The sequence below is a fragment of the Streptomyces sp. NPDC091279 genome (assembly GCF_044757465.1).
Classification (GTDB): domain Bacteria; phylum Actinomycetota; class Actinomycetes; order Streptomycetales; family Streptomycetaceae; genus Streptomyces.
Genome location: NZ_JBIVVA010000004.1, coordinates 639159 through 656175 on the forward strand (window position 1 = coordinate 639159; position 17017 = coordinate 656175).

Here is a 17017-nt window from a genome sequence, read left to right on the forward strand (position 1 = left end):
CCGCGGGAGTCGTCCGACCAGTAACCGTGCCGCAGGCAGACCTGTCAGCTGTCCGAAGCCATCAGCCACACCGCCTCACCGGCACCCAGGGCATCAGCGCACAGCGGGCAGTACCGCACGAGGTGCCTCGCCACAGGCTCCCAGGGCCACCCCCACTCGGCCGCCTCCTGGCCTGGCAGCAGGCGCTCCGCGCCCAGGCTGGGCAGATCCTGCCGCAGGAGATCAGCCGCCCGGTCAGCCAGGACAGCCAGATAGCGCAGCCCCGCCTCGTTCACGGTGGGGAAACGCGCCTTGATGCGCACGTACGGGGTCGGTCATCCCACGGTGCACAAGGCGTTGAAGTCCGCGTGGCCGCAGCCGCGGAAGAAGCTCCCGCCCCGGCCGACCCGGCTCGATCCGTTCAAGCCGCTGGCGGACGAGATGCTGCGGGCGGACCTGGACGCGCCGCGCAAGCAACGGCACACCGCCAAGCGTGTCTTCGACGGGCCGGTCGATGAGCATCACGCGGACGGAATCTCCTACGGCATGGTCCGCGCCTATGCCGCGGTGCGCCAGGGTGAGATCCGGGCCGAGGCCGGACACGGCAGCGCGGAGGTGTTCGTGCCGCAGTCCCACTGTCCCGGGCAGGAAGCCGAGGCCGACTTCGGGGGCGTCATCGTATGCCTGGCCGGGCAGACCGTGGGCGGGAGCCTCAGAGGGCACCGGGCCAGTCGGCGTCCTCGCTCAGCAGGGCGCGGGCCAGGGACCGGTAGAAGAGGAGGACCCCGGGTTCCTTGGGGGACAGGTGGCCCCGTTCGGCGAAGCGCGATCCGGCGCCCCGCTGGACCCTCTCCAGGCCCCGGCGGTCCTCGGCGTTGATCAGGGCGGCGTAGGCCTCGGCCTCCTTCCGTACGGTCTCCCGATCCTGCCCCTCGATCATGGCGGCGGGCATCAGGACCCCGCCCCGGACCGTGGTGCGGTCGAGGGCCGAGGGGATGAGGCTGAGCCAGATCACCATGTCGCCCGAGGCGGCGAGGCTGCCCGAGGGGAAGACGAAGAAGCCGTACAGATGAGCCCGTTCCTCCTCTGTGAGGTCCAGGATGACGGGTTCCAGCGGGGTCGAGTACCGGACCCTCATGCTGTCGGCCCAGGGCGAGTCCGCCCGGACCCTCGTCTCCGCGCCGCCGGGCGTGGTCGGTTGCAGGGTCTCCGGGTGGAAGCCCATGACGTGATAGTTCTCGTGCGCGTTCTCGACGGCGACCTTCCAGTTGCAGTGCCACTCCTTCGTCCAGCCCGCGACCTGGGTCAGCTCCGGCAGGCGGTAGTTGGCCAGGTCTTCGTCGATCCGACGCAGATGGGGCCCCAGGGCCTCGGCCGAGGCGTCGAGGTTGACGAAGACGAATCCGTGCCACTCCTCCACCGCGAACCGCGGCAGCTGACACGCCGACGGGTCGAACGCCGGGTTCCGCTTCATGTGGGTGGCGCCGACGAGCCGGCCGTCGAGCCCGTACCGCCACAGGTGGTACGGGCAGGTGAACACGTCCGTGCGGCCCGAACCCTCCTCCACCACCGGCATCAGCCGGTGCCGACACACCGGCGACATCCCGCGCAGCACTGCGTCCTCACCCCGGACCACCACCACCGGCTCGCCCGCGACCGACAGGGCCACGTAGGACCCGGTCTCCGCCAACTCGTCGGCGTGCGCCACCAGCACCCAGGAACGTCCGAACACCCGCTCCCGCTCCACCTCCCACAGCTCGGGCGAGGTGAACGCCGCCGGCGGCAGGCTCAACTCCTCGGCGTCAGGCCCCAGATACCGCTCCAGTTCCGCCACGATCTCCCCGACGTCCACGTCGGCCCTCCGCTCGTTCCGGCTCTCGTTCCGGTCCGGCCGAGGGTGACCGCGCGTCCTGGTGAAACGGTCGCCACCCGATCGACGCTCCACCGGCGCCGCCTCCACCCGTCCTGGGCGATTTCTCCAGTCTCCCTTCCGACGATCCGTCCATGTACGGCGCTGACCTCACCGAGATCCACGACCTGATCCACGAGAGCCGCGGCAAGGACTACGGGGCCGAGGCGCGCGAGCTGACCCGGCGCGTGCGCCGGCTGCGGCCCGACGCGCGCTCCCTCCTCGACGTGGCCTGCGGCACCGGAGCACACCTGCGCCACTTCGCCGGGCTCTTCGACGCCGTCGCGGGCCTCGAGCTGTCCGAGCCCATGGTCCGCGCCGCGCGCCGTGCGCTGCCGGACATCCCCGTGCACGTCGGCGACATGCGCGCCTTCGGCCTCGACACCCGGTTCGACGTGGTCACCTGCATGTTCGGGTCCCTCGGCTACGCGACCACCGAGGCCGAACTCCATGCCACCCTGGCTGCCTTCGCCCGGCACTTGACGCCGGGCGGAGTGGTGGCCGTGGACCCCTGGTGGTTCCCCGAGACGTACCTCGATGGGCACGTTTCGGCGGACACGACCACCGTGGCGGGGCGGACCGTGGCCCGGGTCTCGCACTCCGCGCGCGAGGGGGAGGCGTGCCGGATGGACGTGCACTACGTGGTGGCCGACGCCCACGCGGGCGCCCGGCACTTCACCGAGACCCACCGCATCTCCCTCTTCACCCGCGCGGCCTACGAGACGGCCTTCCGGGCCGCCGGCCTCACCGTCGAGTACGTCCCCGGTCCGCACTCCGGCCGGGGTCTCTTCCTCGGAACCGCCCCGTGAGACCAGGCCTCGTGAAGCCCGGCCTCGTGAGGCCCCGAAAAGCCCACCCGACGACTCCTGCCTGGGGGCAGCATGCGCGTCCTGTTCGTGACCTCTCCGGGCCTCGGCCACCTCTTCCCGACCGTCCCCCTCGCCCAGGCCTTCCGCGCGGCCGGCCACCGGGTCCGGTACGCCACCGGCGGGCTCAGCCTGGCCGCCGCCGAGGCGGGGTTCGACGTCGTGGACGTCACCCCAGGCCTGGACTACCTGCCCGTCTACGTGCCCCAGGAGCCCGGGGCCGACAGCCCGGCGGACCACCCCATGTTCGCCGAGGACCCCGAGGACGCCGAACTGGCCACGCTCTTTGCCCGGGTATCCGGGGTCATGGTGGACGGTGCCCTGGCGGCGGCCCGGGACTGGTCCCCCGACCTGGTGGTCGCCCCGCCCCTCCAGGGAGCCGGCCGGCTCCTCGCCGCCACGCTCGGCGTGCCCCTGGTCGAGCCCCGCCTGGGTTCGTACGACAGCGGCGCCCGGCTCCGTGCCCTGCTCCGCACCGGGATGGAACCCCACTGGGCCCGGCACGGCGTCACTGGCGAACCCCCGGCGACGATCCCGCTCACCACCCTCCCGCCGAGCCTCACCGCTCTCCTCCCCGAGGACCGCCGGACCCCCGAGGCCCGGCCCGTGCGCCATCTGCCCTTCAACGGCGGGGCCGTGCTGCCCGGCTGGCTCGCGGAATCCCCCCGGCTGCCGCGCATCGCCGTCACCCTCGGCACCATCGAGGCCCAGTGGGGCGGCCTCGCGATCCTGGGCCCGCTCATGGAGGCGGTCCGGGGCGTGGACGCCGAGTTCGTGGTCACTCTCGGAGGCGGCGACCCGGCCCTGCTGGCCGACGTACCGCCCAACGTCCGGCTGGTCGACTGGGCCCCGCTCGACCTGCTCCTCGACACCTGCACCGCGATCATCCATCACGGTGGCAGCGGGACCATGCTGACCGCCGCGGCCGCCGGGCTCCCGCAGTGTGTCATCCCGCGCGGCTCCTACCAGCAGACGGGGGCCGACCTGCTGCCCGCGCGGGGCATCGGGATCGTGGCGGAGCCCGGGACGCTCGGCGCCGCCGAGTGCCGGACGCTTCTCAAGGACGAGCGCCTCCGCGACAACGCCCACCGGGTCCGGGACGAACTGCTCGCGATGCCCACTGCGGCCGAGACGGTCGGCGGGCTCGTCGAATACCTCGGATGAACGCCCTCCCACGCCCTCCCAGACGACGAGGAAAGACGATCACATGCTGACAATCTCCGATCTGACGGAGAGCGGCCTGCCGACCCAGGAGACCCTCCGCCGCTTCCACGACCAGGGATTCGTCCACCTCCGGGCGGTGCTGTCCGCTGAGGAGGCTGCCGGCTTCCGGGCCGCCGCCGAGGAACTCCTCGCCGAGGAGGGCCCGGAGATCTGGGGCGCCTCCGAGGAAGAGACCCAGGTCCACTACGTCGAGGCGGCCTGGCGCAAACACCCCGGCCTGCGCCGGCTGGCCCTGCACCCCGTGGTCACCCGGGCCGCCGAGCACCTCGCCGGCGGGTCGCTGCGGCTCTATGGCACCGACGTGCTCAAGAAGGACCCCGACGTCCACCTGCCCACCGTGGTCCACGACGACGAGCCGGGTCTCCCGCTCGCCGGCCTGACCCGGACGCTGACGGCGTGGATTCCCCTGGTGGACGTGCCCGCCGACCGGGGATGCCTGATCTACGTCCCCGGATCGCACCGGCGCCCCCTTGAACACCGCCAGGTCCATCTGGCCGGGTTCCAGGACTACCGGCCGATGGAGGAGATCTGGCCCGAGTTCCCGTTCAGCCCCCGGGTGGCCGTCCCCATGCGCGCCGGGGACGTGGTCTTCCACGACTTCCGCACCGTGCACATGGCCGGGGTCAACACCGACGGGGAACGCCGGCTCGCCTTCGCCTCCGTCTACATGGACTCCGACGCCACGTACCGGCCGGGCGTCCAGGACCATCCGGTGGCCCACCTCACGCCCGGCGCGCCCGTCGACGGAGACCAGTTCCCCCTGATTGCCGCTGATCCCGGCGCCACCCTGTGACCATGGAGGCCGCGGAGCCGGCGGAGTTGGGGGAGCGGTTGCAGCGTGAGCACGGGACGTTGTGGCTGCACCGGCTCAGGGACGATCCGTACGCCGCTCTGCTCTGCGACATCGACGATGACCCGGGGCCGCTGCGCGAACGAGTCCTGGCGGCCGGGCCGCTGTGGCGCTCCGGCCCCGGGCCCTGGGTCACCGCCGACCCGGCCACGGCGGCCGCGCTGCTCGCCCACCCGGGCATCGGGCACGTGACGGCCCTGCCAGGGGAGGCTGCCGTGACGGACGTGCGGGTGCCGGAGGGCCTCGGCTCCCTGTGTGCTCGGCTGCTCGACGCGGCGGGGCCCGAGTTCGACCTGGTCACCGACGTGGCCGAGCCGCTGGCGGCGGGCGCCCTCGCCGAGGTGTGCGCGATCCGCGAGGCGGACCGCGGCCGGTTCGCCGAGGCCCTCGCCGCCTGCGGCGTTGCCCAGGACGCGGTGGTGTGCCCGCAGCGGCTCGCCACCACCAGACGCCTGCGTACGGGCCTCGACGAGCTGCGGTCCCTCCTCGACGGCGCTCTGCCCGACGCACCGGGCCCGGCGACGGTCGTCATCGCTGCCCGTGCCGGCGCCGACCTCGTCGCCCGGACCGTGCTGCGGGCGCGGTTCCCGCTGTCGGCCCGCGAGGCCGGGCAGACGGCCGAGGAGGCACTGCGCGCGGAGCCGCCCGGGTGGATCGTGCCCCTGGTGGCCCGGACCGACCTGGAGGTGGCCGGGGCCCGGATCGCCGCGGGAGAGCGGCTCGCGATCCTGCATGACGGCGGGCCGGGAGCGGTGACGGCACCCGCCCACCGCGCACTGGCCCCGTTCCACCGCGGCCTGGCCGAGACCGTCCTCGCGGCACTGGCGGACCGGTACTCCCAGGTGCGTCCCGCGACCCCCGTAGTACGCCGCCCCCGGGCCCCGCTGACCCGGGGCCCGGCCCGTGCCCGGGTCAGGACCACGGCCATCCCGACGGTCAACAGCGGTGCGGCCGGGACGATCACCCCGACGACGGCTGACCGCAGGGCGGCCGCGACGACCACGCCGGCGGCGGCCGCCCTCGGGGCAAGAAGAGGAGAAGCGCGATGAAGGTTCTGTTCACCTCGCTGGAAGGCAGCCACTTCCAGCTGCTCGCCCCGCTGGCGTGGGCGCTGCGCACCGCTGGCCACGAGGTGCGCGCCGCCTGCGTCCCCGGTGTGGCGGAGACCGTCACCCGGTCCGGGATCACCGCCGTCCCGATCGAGAGCCCCCCGTGGTACGAGGCCCTGGGCGAGTTCCACCAGGAGGCCATCGCCCACTTCGGCACCGCCGACCAGGACCGGGAGCCGGACCGGGAGGAGACCTGGGAGGAGCAGCTCGGCTACGAGAGCGTCATCGTCCCCGCCCTCAACTCCCGCCTGAACTCGGACACGATGATCGACGAGCTGGTGGCCCTCGCCCGGCACTGGCGGCCCGACCTCGTCATCTGGGAAACGCTCTGCCTGGCGGGCCCGGTTGCGGCGCTCACCGTGGGCGCGGCCCACGCCCGTCTGGTCTCCGGGCCCGAGCTGGCCATGCAACTGGGGACCCGGCGGGCCTTCCTGCGGCTCGCCGCCGAGCAGGAGCCCGAGCACCGCGAGGACCCCACGGCGGAGTGGCTGGACTGGACGCTCGAACGCCTCGGCGCCGGAGCCCGGTTCGACGAGTCCGTACTCACCGGCCAGTGGACCGTCGACACCCGGCCGGCGAGCCTCCGCGAGGACCTGGGCATCCCGACCGTCCCGGCCCGCTACATCCCGTACAACGGACGGGCGGTCGTGCCCTCTTGGCTCCGCGAGCCACCGCTGCGGCCCCGGGTCTGTCTGACCCTTGGGGTGAGCATCGACAACGGCTACGGCCTCTGGGACCTCGACACGGTCCTCATCGGCATGCTGGGCGCGCTCGGCGAACTGGACGTGGAGGTCGTCGCCGCCCTCTCCGAACGGCAGCGCGCCCATCTGCCGCCGCTCCCGGACACCGTGCGGGTGGTGGACCACGTACCGATGCACGACCTGCTGCCGACCTGCGCAGCGGTGGTGCACCACGGCGGCTACCAGACCAAGGCCACCGCCGAGTTCCACGGCGTCCCCCAGGTTCTGCTCACGGGCTGGGAGTGGGTCACCGAGTCCATGGGCGTCGCCTACGAGAAGCAGGGCAACCTCCTGTCCCTCCCGCTGCGCGAGTTCACCGCCGACCGCTTCCGAGAGAAGGTGGCGCGCGTGCTGGCGGAGCCGTCGTTCGCGGCGAACGCGCAGCGCCTGCGGGGGGAGATCGAGGAGATGCCGACACCCAACGAGGCCGTCGCCGAGATCGAGCGGCTCACGGCCCGGTACGGAAAGGAACGGCGAGAAGCATGACGCTCACGGAGCTCGTGACGGAGCTTGCGGGGTATCTGGAGGCGGACGCACCCGAGTTGAGCCTGTCCCCGGCGTCCTTCACCTCCCCCGAGTTGTGGGAGGCGGAGCGGGAGCAGGTCTTCGGACGGTCCTGGCTGCTGGCGGCCCACACCGACGAACTGGCCGCGCCCGGCGAGTCTTTGACCCTTTCGCCCGCCGGCCGGCCCGTCACCGTGTCCCGGGGCGAGGACGGGGCGCTGCGCGCGCGGTCCGCCCTAGGCCCGCACCGGCCGGCGCCGGCCGTGGAGGAGTGGCGGGGATTCGTCTTCGTCAATCCCGACCCGGACGCCGAGCCGCTGGCACCGCACCTGCGGCGGATCGGCGAAGAACTCGACGCCTACCGGCTGCCCGAGATGACACGGATCGCCGGCTGGACCGAGGAATGGCGGTGCAACTGGAAGATCGCGGTCCAGAACGCCCACGAGAACTATCACGCCATGGGACTCCACCCCACCACCGTGGCGCTCATCACCCCACCGGGCGGGGCCATGGAGGTGCGCACCGAGTCGTCCTGGGTGACCCGGCTCCTCAGCCCGTTCCGCGAACCCCTCGTGGCCACGGCGCTGCCGCTCTCCGCCGAACAGCGGGCCACCATGTACAACTGCGCCGTCTTCCCGTGCAGCAGCCTGGCGGCCTTCGGTGACTCCGTCGTCTGGATCACCATGATCCCGCTGACCATCGACCGCATCGAGGTTCGTGGCGGGGTGCTCATGCATCCCTGCGCCCTTGAGGGCCAGGACCGCGACGTGCTCCGCGAGCAGAACGAGGAGAGCGCCGCGGTGGTCAACCGGGAGGACCGGCTCGGCATGGAGGCCGTGCAGCGGGTGGTGAGCTCCCGCTTCGCGGAGCGCGGCCACCTCTCCCCGAAGGAACCCGGGGTCACGGCCTTCTACCGAAGCCTCGCCCGCGCTCTTGTCACCGGGTGACGTCCCCAACCCCGCCGCCCCGGTTCTCGAAGGCCACCGGGTCGAAGCCGCCGACCGCCGCCAGCGGGATCACCTCGAAGCGGAGGTGCGGGCTGAGGGGGTTCCCGTACAGCAGGGCGTTCAGCTCCTCGTGGGAATCCACCTCGTAGATCAGCAGGCCGCCCGAGGCGCCGACCCGGATCCAGTTGTGCCGGATGACCCCCTTGCCGACCAGTTCCTTGACGTACGCGAAGCCCTCGGGCAGCCGCCGCCGGAACTCGTCGGCGGGGATTCCGGTGGGGGACTGGGTCGCGAGGACAGCGAACAGCGCCATGATTCCTCCAACGTTCGGGATCTCGACGCCCGAGTCTCGGCCGCCCCGGTCACCGACGGATCGACGACGGATGGAGCCGACGGCGGGACGCGACCAGGGACTGTCGTCGGATGCTCGACCCGCACCGGACACATTGACTCGCGTGAATCTCCTGGTCACCGGAGCGGCCGGCTTCATCGGCTCGGCCTACGTCCGCACCCTGCTGTCCGAGAATCCGGCCGTCCACGTCACCGTACTGGACCGCCTGACCTACGCGAGCACCCTCGACAACCTCGACCCCTCCCACCCCCGACTGCGGTTTGTGCGCGGGGACATCTGCGATCCCGTCCTGGTCGACCGGCTGATGGCCGGCGCCGACCAGGTGGTGCACTTCGCCGCCGAATCGCACGTGGACCGCTCCATCTCCGGAGCGGAGCCCTTCGTCCGCACCAACGTGCTGGGTACCCAGACACTCCTTGACGCGGCCGTGCGCCACGGGACCGGCCCCTTCGTCCACGTCTCGACCGACGAGGTCTACGGCTCCATCCCCGAGGGCTCCTGGACCGAGGAGTGCCCGCTGAGCCCCAACTCCCCCTACGCGGCCTCCAAGGCGGCCTCCGACCTGCTCGCCCTGGCCCAGCACCGCACGCACGGACTCGACGTACGGATCACCCGCTGCTCCAACAACTACGGGCCGCGCCAGTTCCCCGAGAAACTGATCCCGCTCTTCGTCACGAACCTGCTGGACGGGGAGCCTGTACCGCTCTACGGCGAGGGCACCCACGTGCGCGAGTGGGTGCACGTCGAGGACCACTGCGCAGGCGTCGACCTGGTCCGCACCCGGGGACGGGCCGGGGAGGTCTACCACCTCGGCGGCGGCACCGAACTCACCAACCGGGAACTGACCGGACTGCTCCTTGAGGCCTGCGGGGCCGACCCGAACCGGGTCCGGCGGGTGCCCGACCGCAAGGGCCACGACCTGCGCTACGCCCTCGACGACGGCAAGGCCCGCGCCGAGCTCGGCTACCGCCCCCGGCACGCGTTCGCCGACGGCCTCGCGGCCACCGTCGACTGGTACCGGCAGCACCGTGACTGGTGGGAACCGCTCAAGCGCCGCCTGCGCGAACCGCTGGACACGGCGGTCCGGACCCCACGATGAGATGGCTGGTCACCGGCGCGGGCGGGCTCCTCGGCCACGAGGTGACGGCGGCCCTGGCGGCCGAGGGCGCGGACGCGGTCGGCCTGGACCGGCGGGCCCTGGACGTCACCTACCCTGACGCGCTCGCCGCGGCCTTCGCCCGGCACCGCCCCGGCCTCGTGGTCAACTGCGCCGCCTACACGGCCGTGGAGGCCGCCGAGACCGACGCGGAGCGGGCCTTCCGCGTCAACGCCGAAGGCCCCCGCCACCTCGCCGACCTCTGCGCCCGCCACGGGGCCCGTCTGCTGCACCTCTCCACCGACTACGTCTTCCCCGGCGACGCCGACTCCCCGTACCCCGAGGACCATCCCACGGCCCCCCTCAACGTCTACGGACGCAGCAAACGGGCGGGCGAACGGGCCGTCCTCGACCTCCTGCCGGACCAGGGAGCCGTGGTCCGCACCGCCTGGCTCCACGGGGAGCACGGGCCCAGCTTCGTCCGCACCATGACCGAGCGGGCGCGAGGTCACGAACCCGTGGACGTGGTGGCCGATCTGGTGGGGCAGCCGACCTGGGCGGCCGACGTGGCGCGCTCCCTGCTCGCCCTCGGACACACCCCGGGGACGAACGGCGTCTTCCACGCCACCAACGCGGGCCGGGCCAGCTGGTACGACCTGGCCCGCGAGGTGTTCCGGCTGGTCGGCGCCGATCCCGACCGGGTACGACCGGTGCCTGCCACGACCTTCGGCGGGCGCGCCTCCCGGCCCCGGTACACGGTGCTCGGCCACGACCGGTGGCGCGAGGCCGGCATCCCGGCGCCGCGGCCCTGGCGCGAGGCCCTGGCCGAGGCGCTGGGCCGGCTCAGCTGATCCGCCGGTGACGTGCGGTCAGCTCCTCAAGGACCGGGACCAATTCGGCGGGCGAGGGGGTGGCTCGGATCTCGTCCCGCAGCCGGGCCGCGTTCCGCGCGTACGAGGGCTCGTCCAGCACCCGTGTCACCAGCCCAAGCAGCTCTGCCGGGCGCAGCGCACCGGTCCCGGGCGGGCACAGTCCGGCACCCGACCCCTCGACCAGCGCCGCCCGGGGGTGGATGTCCCACAGGTCATTGGGGACGACGACCTGTGGTACGCCGTGCGCCAGCGCGTTCTGCGCGGTGCCGAAGCCGCCCTGGTGCACGATCGCCGAGCAGGACGGCAGCAGCGCGTCCAGCGGCACGAAGTCCACCACCCGCACGTTCTCGGGGACGTGGCCGACCTCGGCCAGTTGCCGGGCGTCGAGGGTCGCCACCACCTCGGCGTCCAGCTTGCCCAGCGCCTCCAACAGGGCCGGTACGGAGGCCTGCTCACCGCCCATCACCTCGCGAAACGAGAGCCCCAGCGTGAGACAGACCCGGCGCCGGGCCGGCGGCTCGCGCAGCCACTCTTGCACCACGGACCGCCCGTTGTACGGGACGTGGCGGACGGGGACCCACGGCAGGCCGGTGGGCCGGCGCAGCGAGGCCGGGGTGGGGTCGACGGTCCACTGGCCGGTCACCAGATCCTCCGTGAACCCGCCGCCGTACCGGGCCGCCGTCCAGCCGAGCCACTCGGCGAGAGGGTCCTCCCGCAGCTCCCGGGGCCGGGCGGCCAGCGAGGCCAGGTGCCGCTCCCGCACCGTGCCCACCAGGTCGAGTCCGTAGAGGAGCCGCGCGTGGGCCGCCCCGGAGGCGCGGGCGGCGACCGCCCCGCCCATCATCAGGGTGTCCCAGATCACGAGGTCGGGGCGCCACCGCCGGGTCAGCGTCACCAGGTCCTCCACGGTCTCCTCGGCCGAGAAGTTCTGGAATATGGCCGAGGTCATCACCGTGAACAGGCCGTCCAGGAAGTCGGGGGTCAGCCGCTCGGGCCGGTCCTCTGCCATTCGCATCAGTTCCTGGGCGTCCGGCGGCTCCACCAGGCGCTCGGCCGCCTTCTCCTGCCGCCGCCGCAGTTCCTCCACGGACTCGTCCTGCGCGAGCCGCGGCCCCACCGGGGTCGCGGGCAGCCCGGCGGCGGTGATGGTGTCCATGAGGTCGGGCTGACTGGCGACGCGCACGTCGTGTCCGGCAGCGCGCAGGGCCCAGGCCAGCGGCACCTGGACGAAGAAGTGAGGTGAGGCGGCCAGGGTTACGAACAGCACACGCATGGCGGCGAGGCTAGGGACCGGACCTCGACACGGCCTCGACTTCCGTTGGTACGCGCCGAGCCCTGGCACGTGCCGAGCACCGCTACGCGCCGGGCCGTTGTCTGCGGACGGGCAGCCAGGCCTCGTCGTCGGTGGCATGGGCCAGGACGCGCTGCAGGAGGCTGCGCAGGGTCTCGGCTTCTCCCGGGGCGAGATCGCCGAGCAGCTCCGCCTCCACCCGCTCCAGCGGCCCGTCGATCCGGGTCAGCAGATAGTGCGCGGTGTCGGTGATCTCCAGTCGGCGCGAGCGGTCGTCGGCGCCCGGTCGTCGGCGCACATGGCCGGCCTCGACGAGTTCGTTGACCAGCTGGTGCACCGACTGCCGGGCGATGCCCAGCTGACGGGCCAGCTCCGCCATGGTCAGCTCGGGTTCGAGCGAGAGCTGGGTGAGCAAACCGTACTGACGAACCGTCAGGTCGTACGCTGCCAGCCGCTCGTCCACCCGACGCGTCGCGACGGTGCTCGCCACGGCTAAGAGATAGGGGATGTGTGTCCTCAAGGCGATTCAACCTCAACCGTCGGAGACCGTGATCTTCTCGCTCCGACCGTATGTCATGTGCCGGTTGGGCGCGGGGACCGATGGGCGGCCACCAGCCGTTCGAGGACTGGGACGATCCCGGCGGGCGTCGGCGTCCCGAGCATCTCGGTGCGTACCCGAGCCGCCGCGCGCGCGAACGACGGGTTCTCAAGCACCCGCGTCACCATCGCGCGCAACCGGCCGGCCGTGAGTCGCTCAGGCGGACACGTCAGGGCCACTCCGGCCGCCCGGGCCTGCTCCGCGCGCGGGGTGTTGCACCACATCCGGGCCGGGACGACGACCTGCGGCACCCCGTGGGCCAGGGCGGTCAGGAAGGTGCCCGCCCCGCCGTGGTGGATGATCGCCGCGCAACTCGGCAGCAGCTCGTTCAGCGGGACGAAGTCGACCGCCCGGACGTTCGGCGGCAGCGGGCCGAGGGCGTCGAGCTGCTCGGCGTTGAGCGTGGCCACCACCTCCACGTCCAGATCGGCCACGGCCTCCAGCAACTCGCCGACCGACGCCTGGTCCTCGCCGACCACCTCCCGGAAGGAGACGCCGAGGGTGAGGCAGATCCGGCGACGCCGCCCGGCGTTCTCGTCCAGCCAGCCGGGCACGCTCGCGGGGCCGTTGTACGGCACGTAGCGCACCGGAACCCGGGGGAGGGAGACCGGCAGGGCGAGGGAGGTGGGCACCGGGTCGAGGGTCCACTGGCCGACGACCAGCTCCTCGTCGAAGCCGCAGCCGGGACCCTCCAGACCGTGGCGTTCCAGGACGTGCCCCAGCCACTCCTCCAACGGGTCGTCCCGCAGCTCCGGCGGCAGCCGGTCGAGGGCGGCCCGGTACCGCTCGCGCAGCAGACCGATCAGGTCGAGCCCGTACATCAGCCGGGCGTGCGCGGCGCCGCTGGCGCGGGCGGCGACCGGGCCAGCGTAGGTCATGGTGTCCCAGACCACCAGGTCCGGTCGCCAGTCCCGGGCGAAGGCGACCAGGTCGTCGATCATCCGGTCCGGCACCGTGTTCCGGTGGACCAGCGGCGTCCAGGCGGCGAAGACCCCGTGCAGGTGCTCGGGCGTCAGCCGCTCGGGGCGGATCTCGCCCGGATCGAGGACCCGCAGCCAGGCGTCGTCGCGCAACTCCTCCACCACGTCCGCGTCGTCGGGGTTCATCTTGGCCGCGACGCGCAAGGGTTCACCGACCGGCACCGCCGTCAGGCCGGCCCGGGTGATGTCCTCGACCACGTCCGGCTGGGTCGCGACCCGCACCTCGTGACCGGCCGCGCGCAGCGCCCAGGCGAGCGGGACCTGAGCGGCCACGTGGGTGGCGGCGGCGAAAGGCTGGAACAGGACGCGCATCGGCGCTCCCCTCTCGGACATACGGACTCGGTCGACGCACGGGCGGGGGCGCCGGGCGGGACGGCGGGGGTCACGTCAGGGAGAGTCCGCCGTCCACCGGAACCACCGTCCCGTTGGCGTAGGCGGCCTCCGGCCGGGTGAGCTGCACGATCCACCAGGCCATCTCCTCGGGGCGGCCGACCCGGCCGCTCGGCGTCCGGGCGGCGATCCCCTTCAGGAAGTCCGTGTACGCGGGGTCGCCACCGTCCGGCCCCGGACCGGTGCTGACGTCGGTCACCCCGGGGGCGACTCCGACCACTCGGATGCCGCGCGGGGCCAGCTCGACGGCCCAGGTGCGGGTGAGGAAGTCGAGCCCGGCCTTGGCGGCCCCATACAGGCCGTTGCCGGGCCAGGACCGCAGGCCGAGGGCGCCGGACGAGCCGATGTTCACCACCGTGCCGGACCGTTCCGCCAGGGCTTCCAGTGCGGCCCGGGTGAGCAGGACCGGGGCCAGGAGGTTGGTGTGGAGTTGCCGTTCGGCCTCGGCCCGGTCGAGCGTGGCCAGCGGGCGGTACCCCATCGCGGCCGCGTTGTTCACCAGGACGTCGAACTGGCCGAGGACGCTCAGGGCCGTCTCGACGATCCGGTCGTGGGCGTCCGGCTCGGTGAGGTCGGCGACGAGGCCCTGGATGCCGGGGTGTCCCTCGGCGGTCGCGTCGAGCGTGGCCCCGGTGCGTCCGACGACGAGCACCCGGTCCCCGCGCGCGGCGAACGCGCGGGCCGTGGCCCGGCCGATGCCGGTGCCGCCGCCGGTGATGACGATCCCGCGCGCGGCTCCGGCCCCGGGCCGGACCTCACTGTCGGTTCCTTCGGTTCGCGTGTTCATGCCCCGCAGGATCGACAGCGGACCTCGTATGCGCCTCGACCTTCGCGCACCGGGCTCCGCTGCCGGGGTTCCGCCTCTCAGGCGCCGGTGGCCAGGGCCTCCAGCGTGGCGGCGAGCGCGGCCGGCGTCGGCGTCTCCGCGGCCTCCTCGCGGAGCCGCCCGGCCGCGGCCCGATGGGCGTCGTCCTCGACCAGCCGCTCCACACCGGCCCGGATCGCCGCCTCGTCCGCGAGGTGCCCGGGGACATGGAGCGCGGCCCCGGTGGCGGCCACCCGCTCCCCGGTCACCTGCTGCTCCGACGCGAACGTCGCTATGAACTGCGGCACCCCCGCCCACAGGGACGTCAGCGTGCTGCCGCTGCCCCCGTGGTGGACGACGGCGGCGGAGCCCGGCAGCAGGGCAGCCAGCGGCAGGTTCTCCACCACACGGACGCGGGACGGCACCGGGCCGAGCGCTGCCACGTCCCGGGCGGTCGCGGTGAGCACGACCTCGCAGTCCAGTCCGTCGAGGGCCGCGACGATCCGGGGGAGCAGATAGGAGTCGGGCCCGGAGACGGTGGACAGGGCCGTGGACCAGGTGACGCAGACCCTGGGGCCCTCCGGCGGTCGCGCGGTCCACGCCGGGGCGGGCCCGGCCCCGTTGTACGGGACGTAGCGGACTGGCAGCCGCTCGGCCTCGACCGGCACTTTCAGGGACGGCGGGTTGGGGTCCACGACCCGCTCGATCATGGCCAGGTCGAACGGCCCCAGGCCGTACCGGGCGAACGATCCGCTGTGATCGGTGGGGACGATCCGCATGTGCTCGGGATCGTGCGGGCTCGCAGGACCCCAGAGACAGAGTACCGACACAACGTCCAGGACCTTGGCCGCCAACAGTCCTTCCAGGCTTCCCGGGTCGTGCAGGACCAGGTCCGGCCGCCAGCCCCGGGCGTAAGCAACGGCCGCGTCGAAGCTCCGGGCCGTCGACGCGGCCAACTCCGGCGCGACCTCCCGGTCGAAGTGCCCGATGTCGAACGCGTCGAGGCGGTCGAGCCGTTCGCCCGTCAGCGGGTGAGGAGGGAGCCACGGGTACGGCCAGATCCCGTCCACCGCCTCTGTGTAGTACTGCAGCCGCAGCCGCAGGACCTCCTCCATTCCTCCGAGGACCGGTACGGGCACGAGACCGGCCCGGCCCACCGCGGCGGCCTGCGAGGGGGCGCACAGCACCCGGACCTCGTGGCCGGCCGCCTGGAGCGCCCATCCCAGCGGCACCATGGCCGCGTACTGGGTGGGCCACGTGGACACGGTGAACAGAACGCGCATGCTCGATTCCCTTCGTCTCGCTCGGCGGCTCACTTGGCGCCGAGGGCGGTCCACACGTCCGCGTCCATCCACGTGGGCAGGGTGTCTTCCCCGTTCGTCCCCTTCTCCACGAAGACGATGTTGTGGTACGCGTGCACCGCCGTGACGGTGCTCTGGGTCGGGGTGGGGCGGGTGACGGCGGGCTCGCGGTGCTCCCGGTGGTGCAGGTCGTCGATCAGCCCCTTGACGAGCCCGAGCGAGGTGTCGTGACCCGCGATCCCGCCCGTACTGCCGCCGAAGTCCGTGAAGTAGGCGGTCTGGAGGTCCTCGATCACATAGAGACCGCCGGGACGCACGTACGGGAAGAGAGTCCGGAACGAGGTGCGCACATGCTCGTTCACATGACTGCCGTCGTCGATGACGATGTCGAACGGTCCGTGCTCCCGGGCCAGTTCGGTCAGGAACTCCGGGTCGTTCTGGTCGCCGACCAGCGCCGTGAGCCGGGGCTCGGTCAGCGCCGTCTTGTCGTAGATGTCCAGACCGAGGACGGTGCCCCGGGGGAAGTAGCGCTTCCACATCTTCAGCGAGCCGCCGCCGAGGTCGTCGTCGAACCCGCCGATGCCGATCTCCAGGACTCGCACCGGCCGGTCCCGGTAGCGGGCGAAGTGGCGCTCGTAGTGGGCCGTGTACCAGTGGAAGCTGGCCCACTTGTCGGAGCCGTACCGGATCGAGAGCTCGCCCAGGTCGGGGCAGCGCCCCGTGCAGCCGGCCATCAGGGTGGCGGTGGCCTGGGCCGCCGTGCGCAGCACCGTGTTCATCTCGGCGAGCAGTTCCCGCACTTGCCCCGGGTCCTCGGGCGTCGCCACGAAAGAGTTGTGGAAGTCCCCAGTGCGCGGGGAGTCCGCCGGCCCGTAGAGCCGGCGGACCAGCCCCGACGCTGTGAAGGTCACCCGGGAGCGTGGCCGCGCGGAGTCGTCCCCGACCACGCGGATCGGTTCGTCGCGCACCATGCGCAGGACGGCGGAGTGCCGCTCCCCGCCGTGGGTGACGTCCAGGGCCACGTCGACGGGTGCGGTGTTGACCGGCTCCGGGCAGCGGAACAGCACCTCCTCGACCAGGACGCGTGCCACGTCGGTCAGACCGGCGTCTTTCAGCACGGCGTCGATCTCCTCGTCGGAGCCGACTCCGGCCCGGACCAGTCGTCGGATCAGAGCGTTCTGTGCGACATCCACCATGAGGGCGT

At 72.9% G+C, this 17017-nt stretch carries 17 protein-coding genes; 8 read left to right on the plus strand and 9 right to left on the minus strand.

Going from position 1 to position 17017, the window contains the following annotated elements:
• Positions 1–44 precede the first annotated feature (44 nt).
• Together ACIQOU_RS13250 and ACIQOU_RS13255 are read right to left on the minus strand one after the other, a co-directional pair.
• A complete protein-coding gene (locus ACIQOU_RS13250; RefSeq protein ID WP_401536652.1) occupies positions 45–302 on the minus strand; it encodes a hypothetical protein in 258 nt (85 codons plus the stop codon).
• Positions 303–691: 389 nt separating this feature from the next.
• Complete coding sequence (locus tag ACIQOU_RS13255) at positions 692–1831, minus strand: aromatic ring-hydroxylating dioxygenase subunit alpha (protein ID WP_401536654.1); 1140 nt, start codon at positions 1829–1831, stop codon at positions 692–694.
• A 152-nt stretch (positions 1832–1983) separates the two neighbouring features.
• Here ACIQOU_RS13255 and ACIQOU_RS13260 point away from each other — a divergent pair, with 152 nt between their 5' ends.
• The 6 genes from ACIQOU_RS13260 to ACIQOU_RS13285 all read left to right on the plus strand — a co-directional run bounded on the left by ACIQOU_RS13260 (position 1984) and on the right by ACIQOU_RS13285 (position 8128).
• Positions 1984–2697 (plus strand): class I SAM-dependent methyltransferase, encoded by a 714-nt coding sequence (locus tag ACIQOU_RS13260; protein ID WP_401536656.1) that lies wholly within the window; start codon positions 1984–1986, stop codon positions 2695–2697.
• 72 nt (positions 2698–2769) lie between these two features.
• Positions 2770–3918, plus strand: coding sequence for a nucleotide disphospho-sugar-binding domain-containing protein (locus ACIQOU_RS13265; protein ID WP_401536658.1), 1149 nt, complete (start codon positions 2770–2772; stop codon positions 3916–3918).
• Between the two features lie 43 nt (positions 3919–3961).
• Entirely contained in the window at positions 3962–4771 is an 810-nt protein-coding gene (locus ACIQOU_RS13270; RefSeq protein WP_401536659.1) for a phytanoyl-CoA dioxygenase family protein, read from the plus strand.
• 2 nt (positions 4772–4773) lie between these two features.
• The gene (locus tag ACIQOU_RS13275; RefSeq protein WP_401536661.1) at positions 4774–5877 is read left to right on the plus strand and encodes a hypothetical protein; all 1104 of its coding nucleotides are present in this window, start codon (positions 4774–4776) and stop codon (positions 5875–5877) included.
• Entirely contained in the window at positions 5874–7163 is a 1290-nt protein-coding gene (locus ACIQOU_RS13280; RefSeq protein ID WP_401536663.1) for an activator-dependent family glycosyltransferase, read from the plus strand. The genes ACIQOU_RS13275 and ACIQOU_RS13280 overlap by 4 nt, the downstream gene beginning before the upstream one ends.
• Positions 7160–8128: an SRPBCC family protein gene (locus tag ACIQOU_RS13285; protein ID WP_401536665.1), complete on the plus strand. Its 969-nt coding sequence runs from the start codon at positions 7160–7162 to the stop codon at positions 8126–8128. Before ACIQOU_RS13280 ends, ACIQOU_RS13285 begins: the two co-directional genes overlap by 4 nt.
• Here ACIQOU_RS13285 and ACIQOU_RS13290 read toward each other — a convergent pair.
• Positions 8118–8441 carry a muconolactone Delta-isomerase family protein gene (locus ACIQOU_RS13290; protein WP_365231256.1) on the minus strand — a complete coding sequence of 108 codons (324 nt, stop codon included), beginning with the start codon at positions 8439–8441 and terminating at the stop codon, positions 8118–8120. The two genes, ACIQOU_RS13285 and ACIQOU_RS13290, sit on opposite strands and share 11 nt — an antisense overlap.
• A 142-nt stretch (positions 8442–8583) precedes the next feature.
• On the opposite strand from ACIQOU_RS13290, the gene rfbB reads away from it, so the two are divergent.
• Together rfbB and rfbD are read left to right on the plus strand one after the other, a co-directional pair.
• Positions 8584–9579, plus strand: coding sequence for a dTDP-glucose 4,6-dehydratase (gene rfbB, locus ACIQOU_RS13295; protein WP_401536666.1), 996 nt, complete (start codon positions 8584–8586; stop codon positions 9577–9579).
• Positions 9576–10427 carry a dTDP-4-dehydrorhamnose reductase gene (gene rfbD, locus ACIQOU_RS13300; RefSeq protein ID WP_401536668.1) on the plus strand — a complete coding sequence of 284 codons (852 nt, stop codon included), beginning with the start codon at positions 9576–9578 and terminating at the stop codon, positions 10425–10427. The genes rfbB and rfbD overlap by 4 nt, the downstream gene beginning before the upstream one ends.
• Here rfbD and ACIQOU_RS13305 read toward each other — a convergent pair.
• The 6 genes from ACIQOU_RS13305 to ACIQOU_RS13330 form a co-directional block, all read right to left on the minus strand.
• Positions 10420–11721, minus strand: coding sequence for an activator-dependent family glycosyltransferase (locus ACIQOU_RS13305; RefSeq protein WP_401536670.1), 1302 nt, complete (start codon positions 11719–11721; stop codon positions 10420–10422). The two genes, rfbD and ACIQOU_RS13305, sit on opposite strands and share 8 nt — an antisense overlap.
• An 82-nt stretch (positions 11722–11803) precedes the next feature.
• Complete coding sequence (locus ACIQOU_RS13310) at positions 11804–12229, minus strand: MarR family winged helix-turn-helix transcriptional regulator (protein WP_401536672.1); 426 nt, start codon at positions 12227–12229, stop codon at positions 11804–11806.
• Between the two features lie 83 nt (positions 12230–12312).
• Entirely contained in the window at positions 12313–13650 is a 1338-nt protein-coding gene (locus ACIQOU_RS13315; protein WP_401536673.1) for an activator-dependent family glycosyltransferase, read from the minus strand.
• A 49-nt stretch (positions 13651–13699) separates the two neighbouring features.
• Positions 13700–14494 carry an SDR family NAD(P)-dependent oxidoreductase gene (locus ACIQOU_RS13320; RefSeq protein ID WP_401536675.1) on the minus strand — a complete coding sequence of 265 codons (795 nt, stop codon included), beginning with the start codon at positions 14492–14494 and terminating at the stop codon, positions 13700–13702.
• A gap of 77 nt (positions 14495–14571) precedes the next feature.
• Complete coding sequence (locus tag ACIQOU_RS13325) at positions 14572–15795, minus strand: nucleotide disphospho-sugar-binding domain-containing protein (RefSeq protein ID WP_401536677.1); 1224 nt, start codon at positions 15793–15795, stop codon at positions 14572–14574.
• A 29-nt stretch (positions 15796–15824) separates the two neighbouring features.
• Positions 15825–17009: a hypothetical protein gene (locus tag ACIQOU_RS13330; RefSeq protein ID WP_401536679.1), complete on the minus strand. Its 1185-nt coding sequence runs from the start codon at positions 17007–17009 to the stop codon at positions 15825–15827.
• Positions 17010–17017 lie beyond the last annotated feature (8 nt).

Coding starts and splice junctions, on each gene's coding strand:
- ACIQOU_RS13260 (WP_401536656.1), top strand. CDS start 1,984: ATGTACGGCGCTGACCTCACCGAGATCCACGACCTGATCCACGAGAGC.
- ACIQOU_RS13265 (WP_401536658.1), top strand. CDS start 2,770: ATGCGCGTCCTGTTCGTGACCTCTCCGGGCCTCGGCCACCTCTTCCCG.
- ACIQOU_RS13270 (WP_401536659.1), top strand. CDS start 3,962: ATGCTGACAATCTCCGATCTGACGGAGAGCGGCCTGCCGACCCAGGAG.
- ACIQOU_RS13275 (WP_401536661.1), top strand. CDS start 4,774: ATGGAGGCCGCGGAGCCGGCGGAGTTGGGGGAGCGGTTGCAGCGTGAG.
- ACIQOU_RS13280 (WP_401536663.1), top strand. CDS start 5,874: ATGAAGGTTCTGTTCACCTCGCTGGAAGGCAGCCACTTCCAGCTGCTC.
- ACIQOU_RS13285 (WP_401536665.1), top strand. CDS start 7,160: ATGACGCTCACGGAGCTCGTGACGGAGCTTGCGGGGTATCTGGAGGCG.
- ACIQOU_RS13290 (WP_365231256.1), bottom strand. CDS start 8,441: ATGGCGCTGTTCGCTGTCCTCGCGACCCAGTCCCCCACCGGAATCCCC.
- rfbD (WP_401536668.1), top strand. CDS start 9,576: ATGAGATGGCTGGTCACCGGCGCGGGCGGGCTCCTCGGCCACGAGGTG.
- ACIQOU_RS13305 (WP_401536670.1), bottom strand. CDS start 11,721: ATGCGTGTGCTGTTCGTAACCCTGGCCGCCTCACCTCACTTCTTCGTC.
- ACIQOU_RS13315 (WP_401536673.1), bottom strand. CDS start 13,650: ATGTCCGAGAGGGGAGCGCCGATGCGCGTCCTGTTCCAGCCTTTCGCC.
- ACIQOU_RS13320 (WP_401536675.1), bottom strand. CDS start 14,494: ATGAACACGCGAACCGAAGGAACCGACAGTGAGGTCCGGCCCGGGGCC.
- ACIQOU_RS13325 (WP_401536677.1), bottom strand. CDS start 15,795: ATGCGCGTTCTGTTCACCGTGTCCACGTGGCCCACCCAGTACGCGGCC.
- ACIQOU_RS13330 (WP_401536679.1), bottom strand. CDS start 17,009: ATGGTGGATGTCGCACAGAACGCTCTGATCCGACGACTGGTCCGGGCC.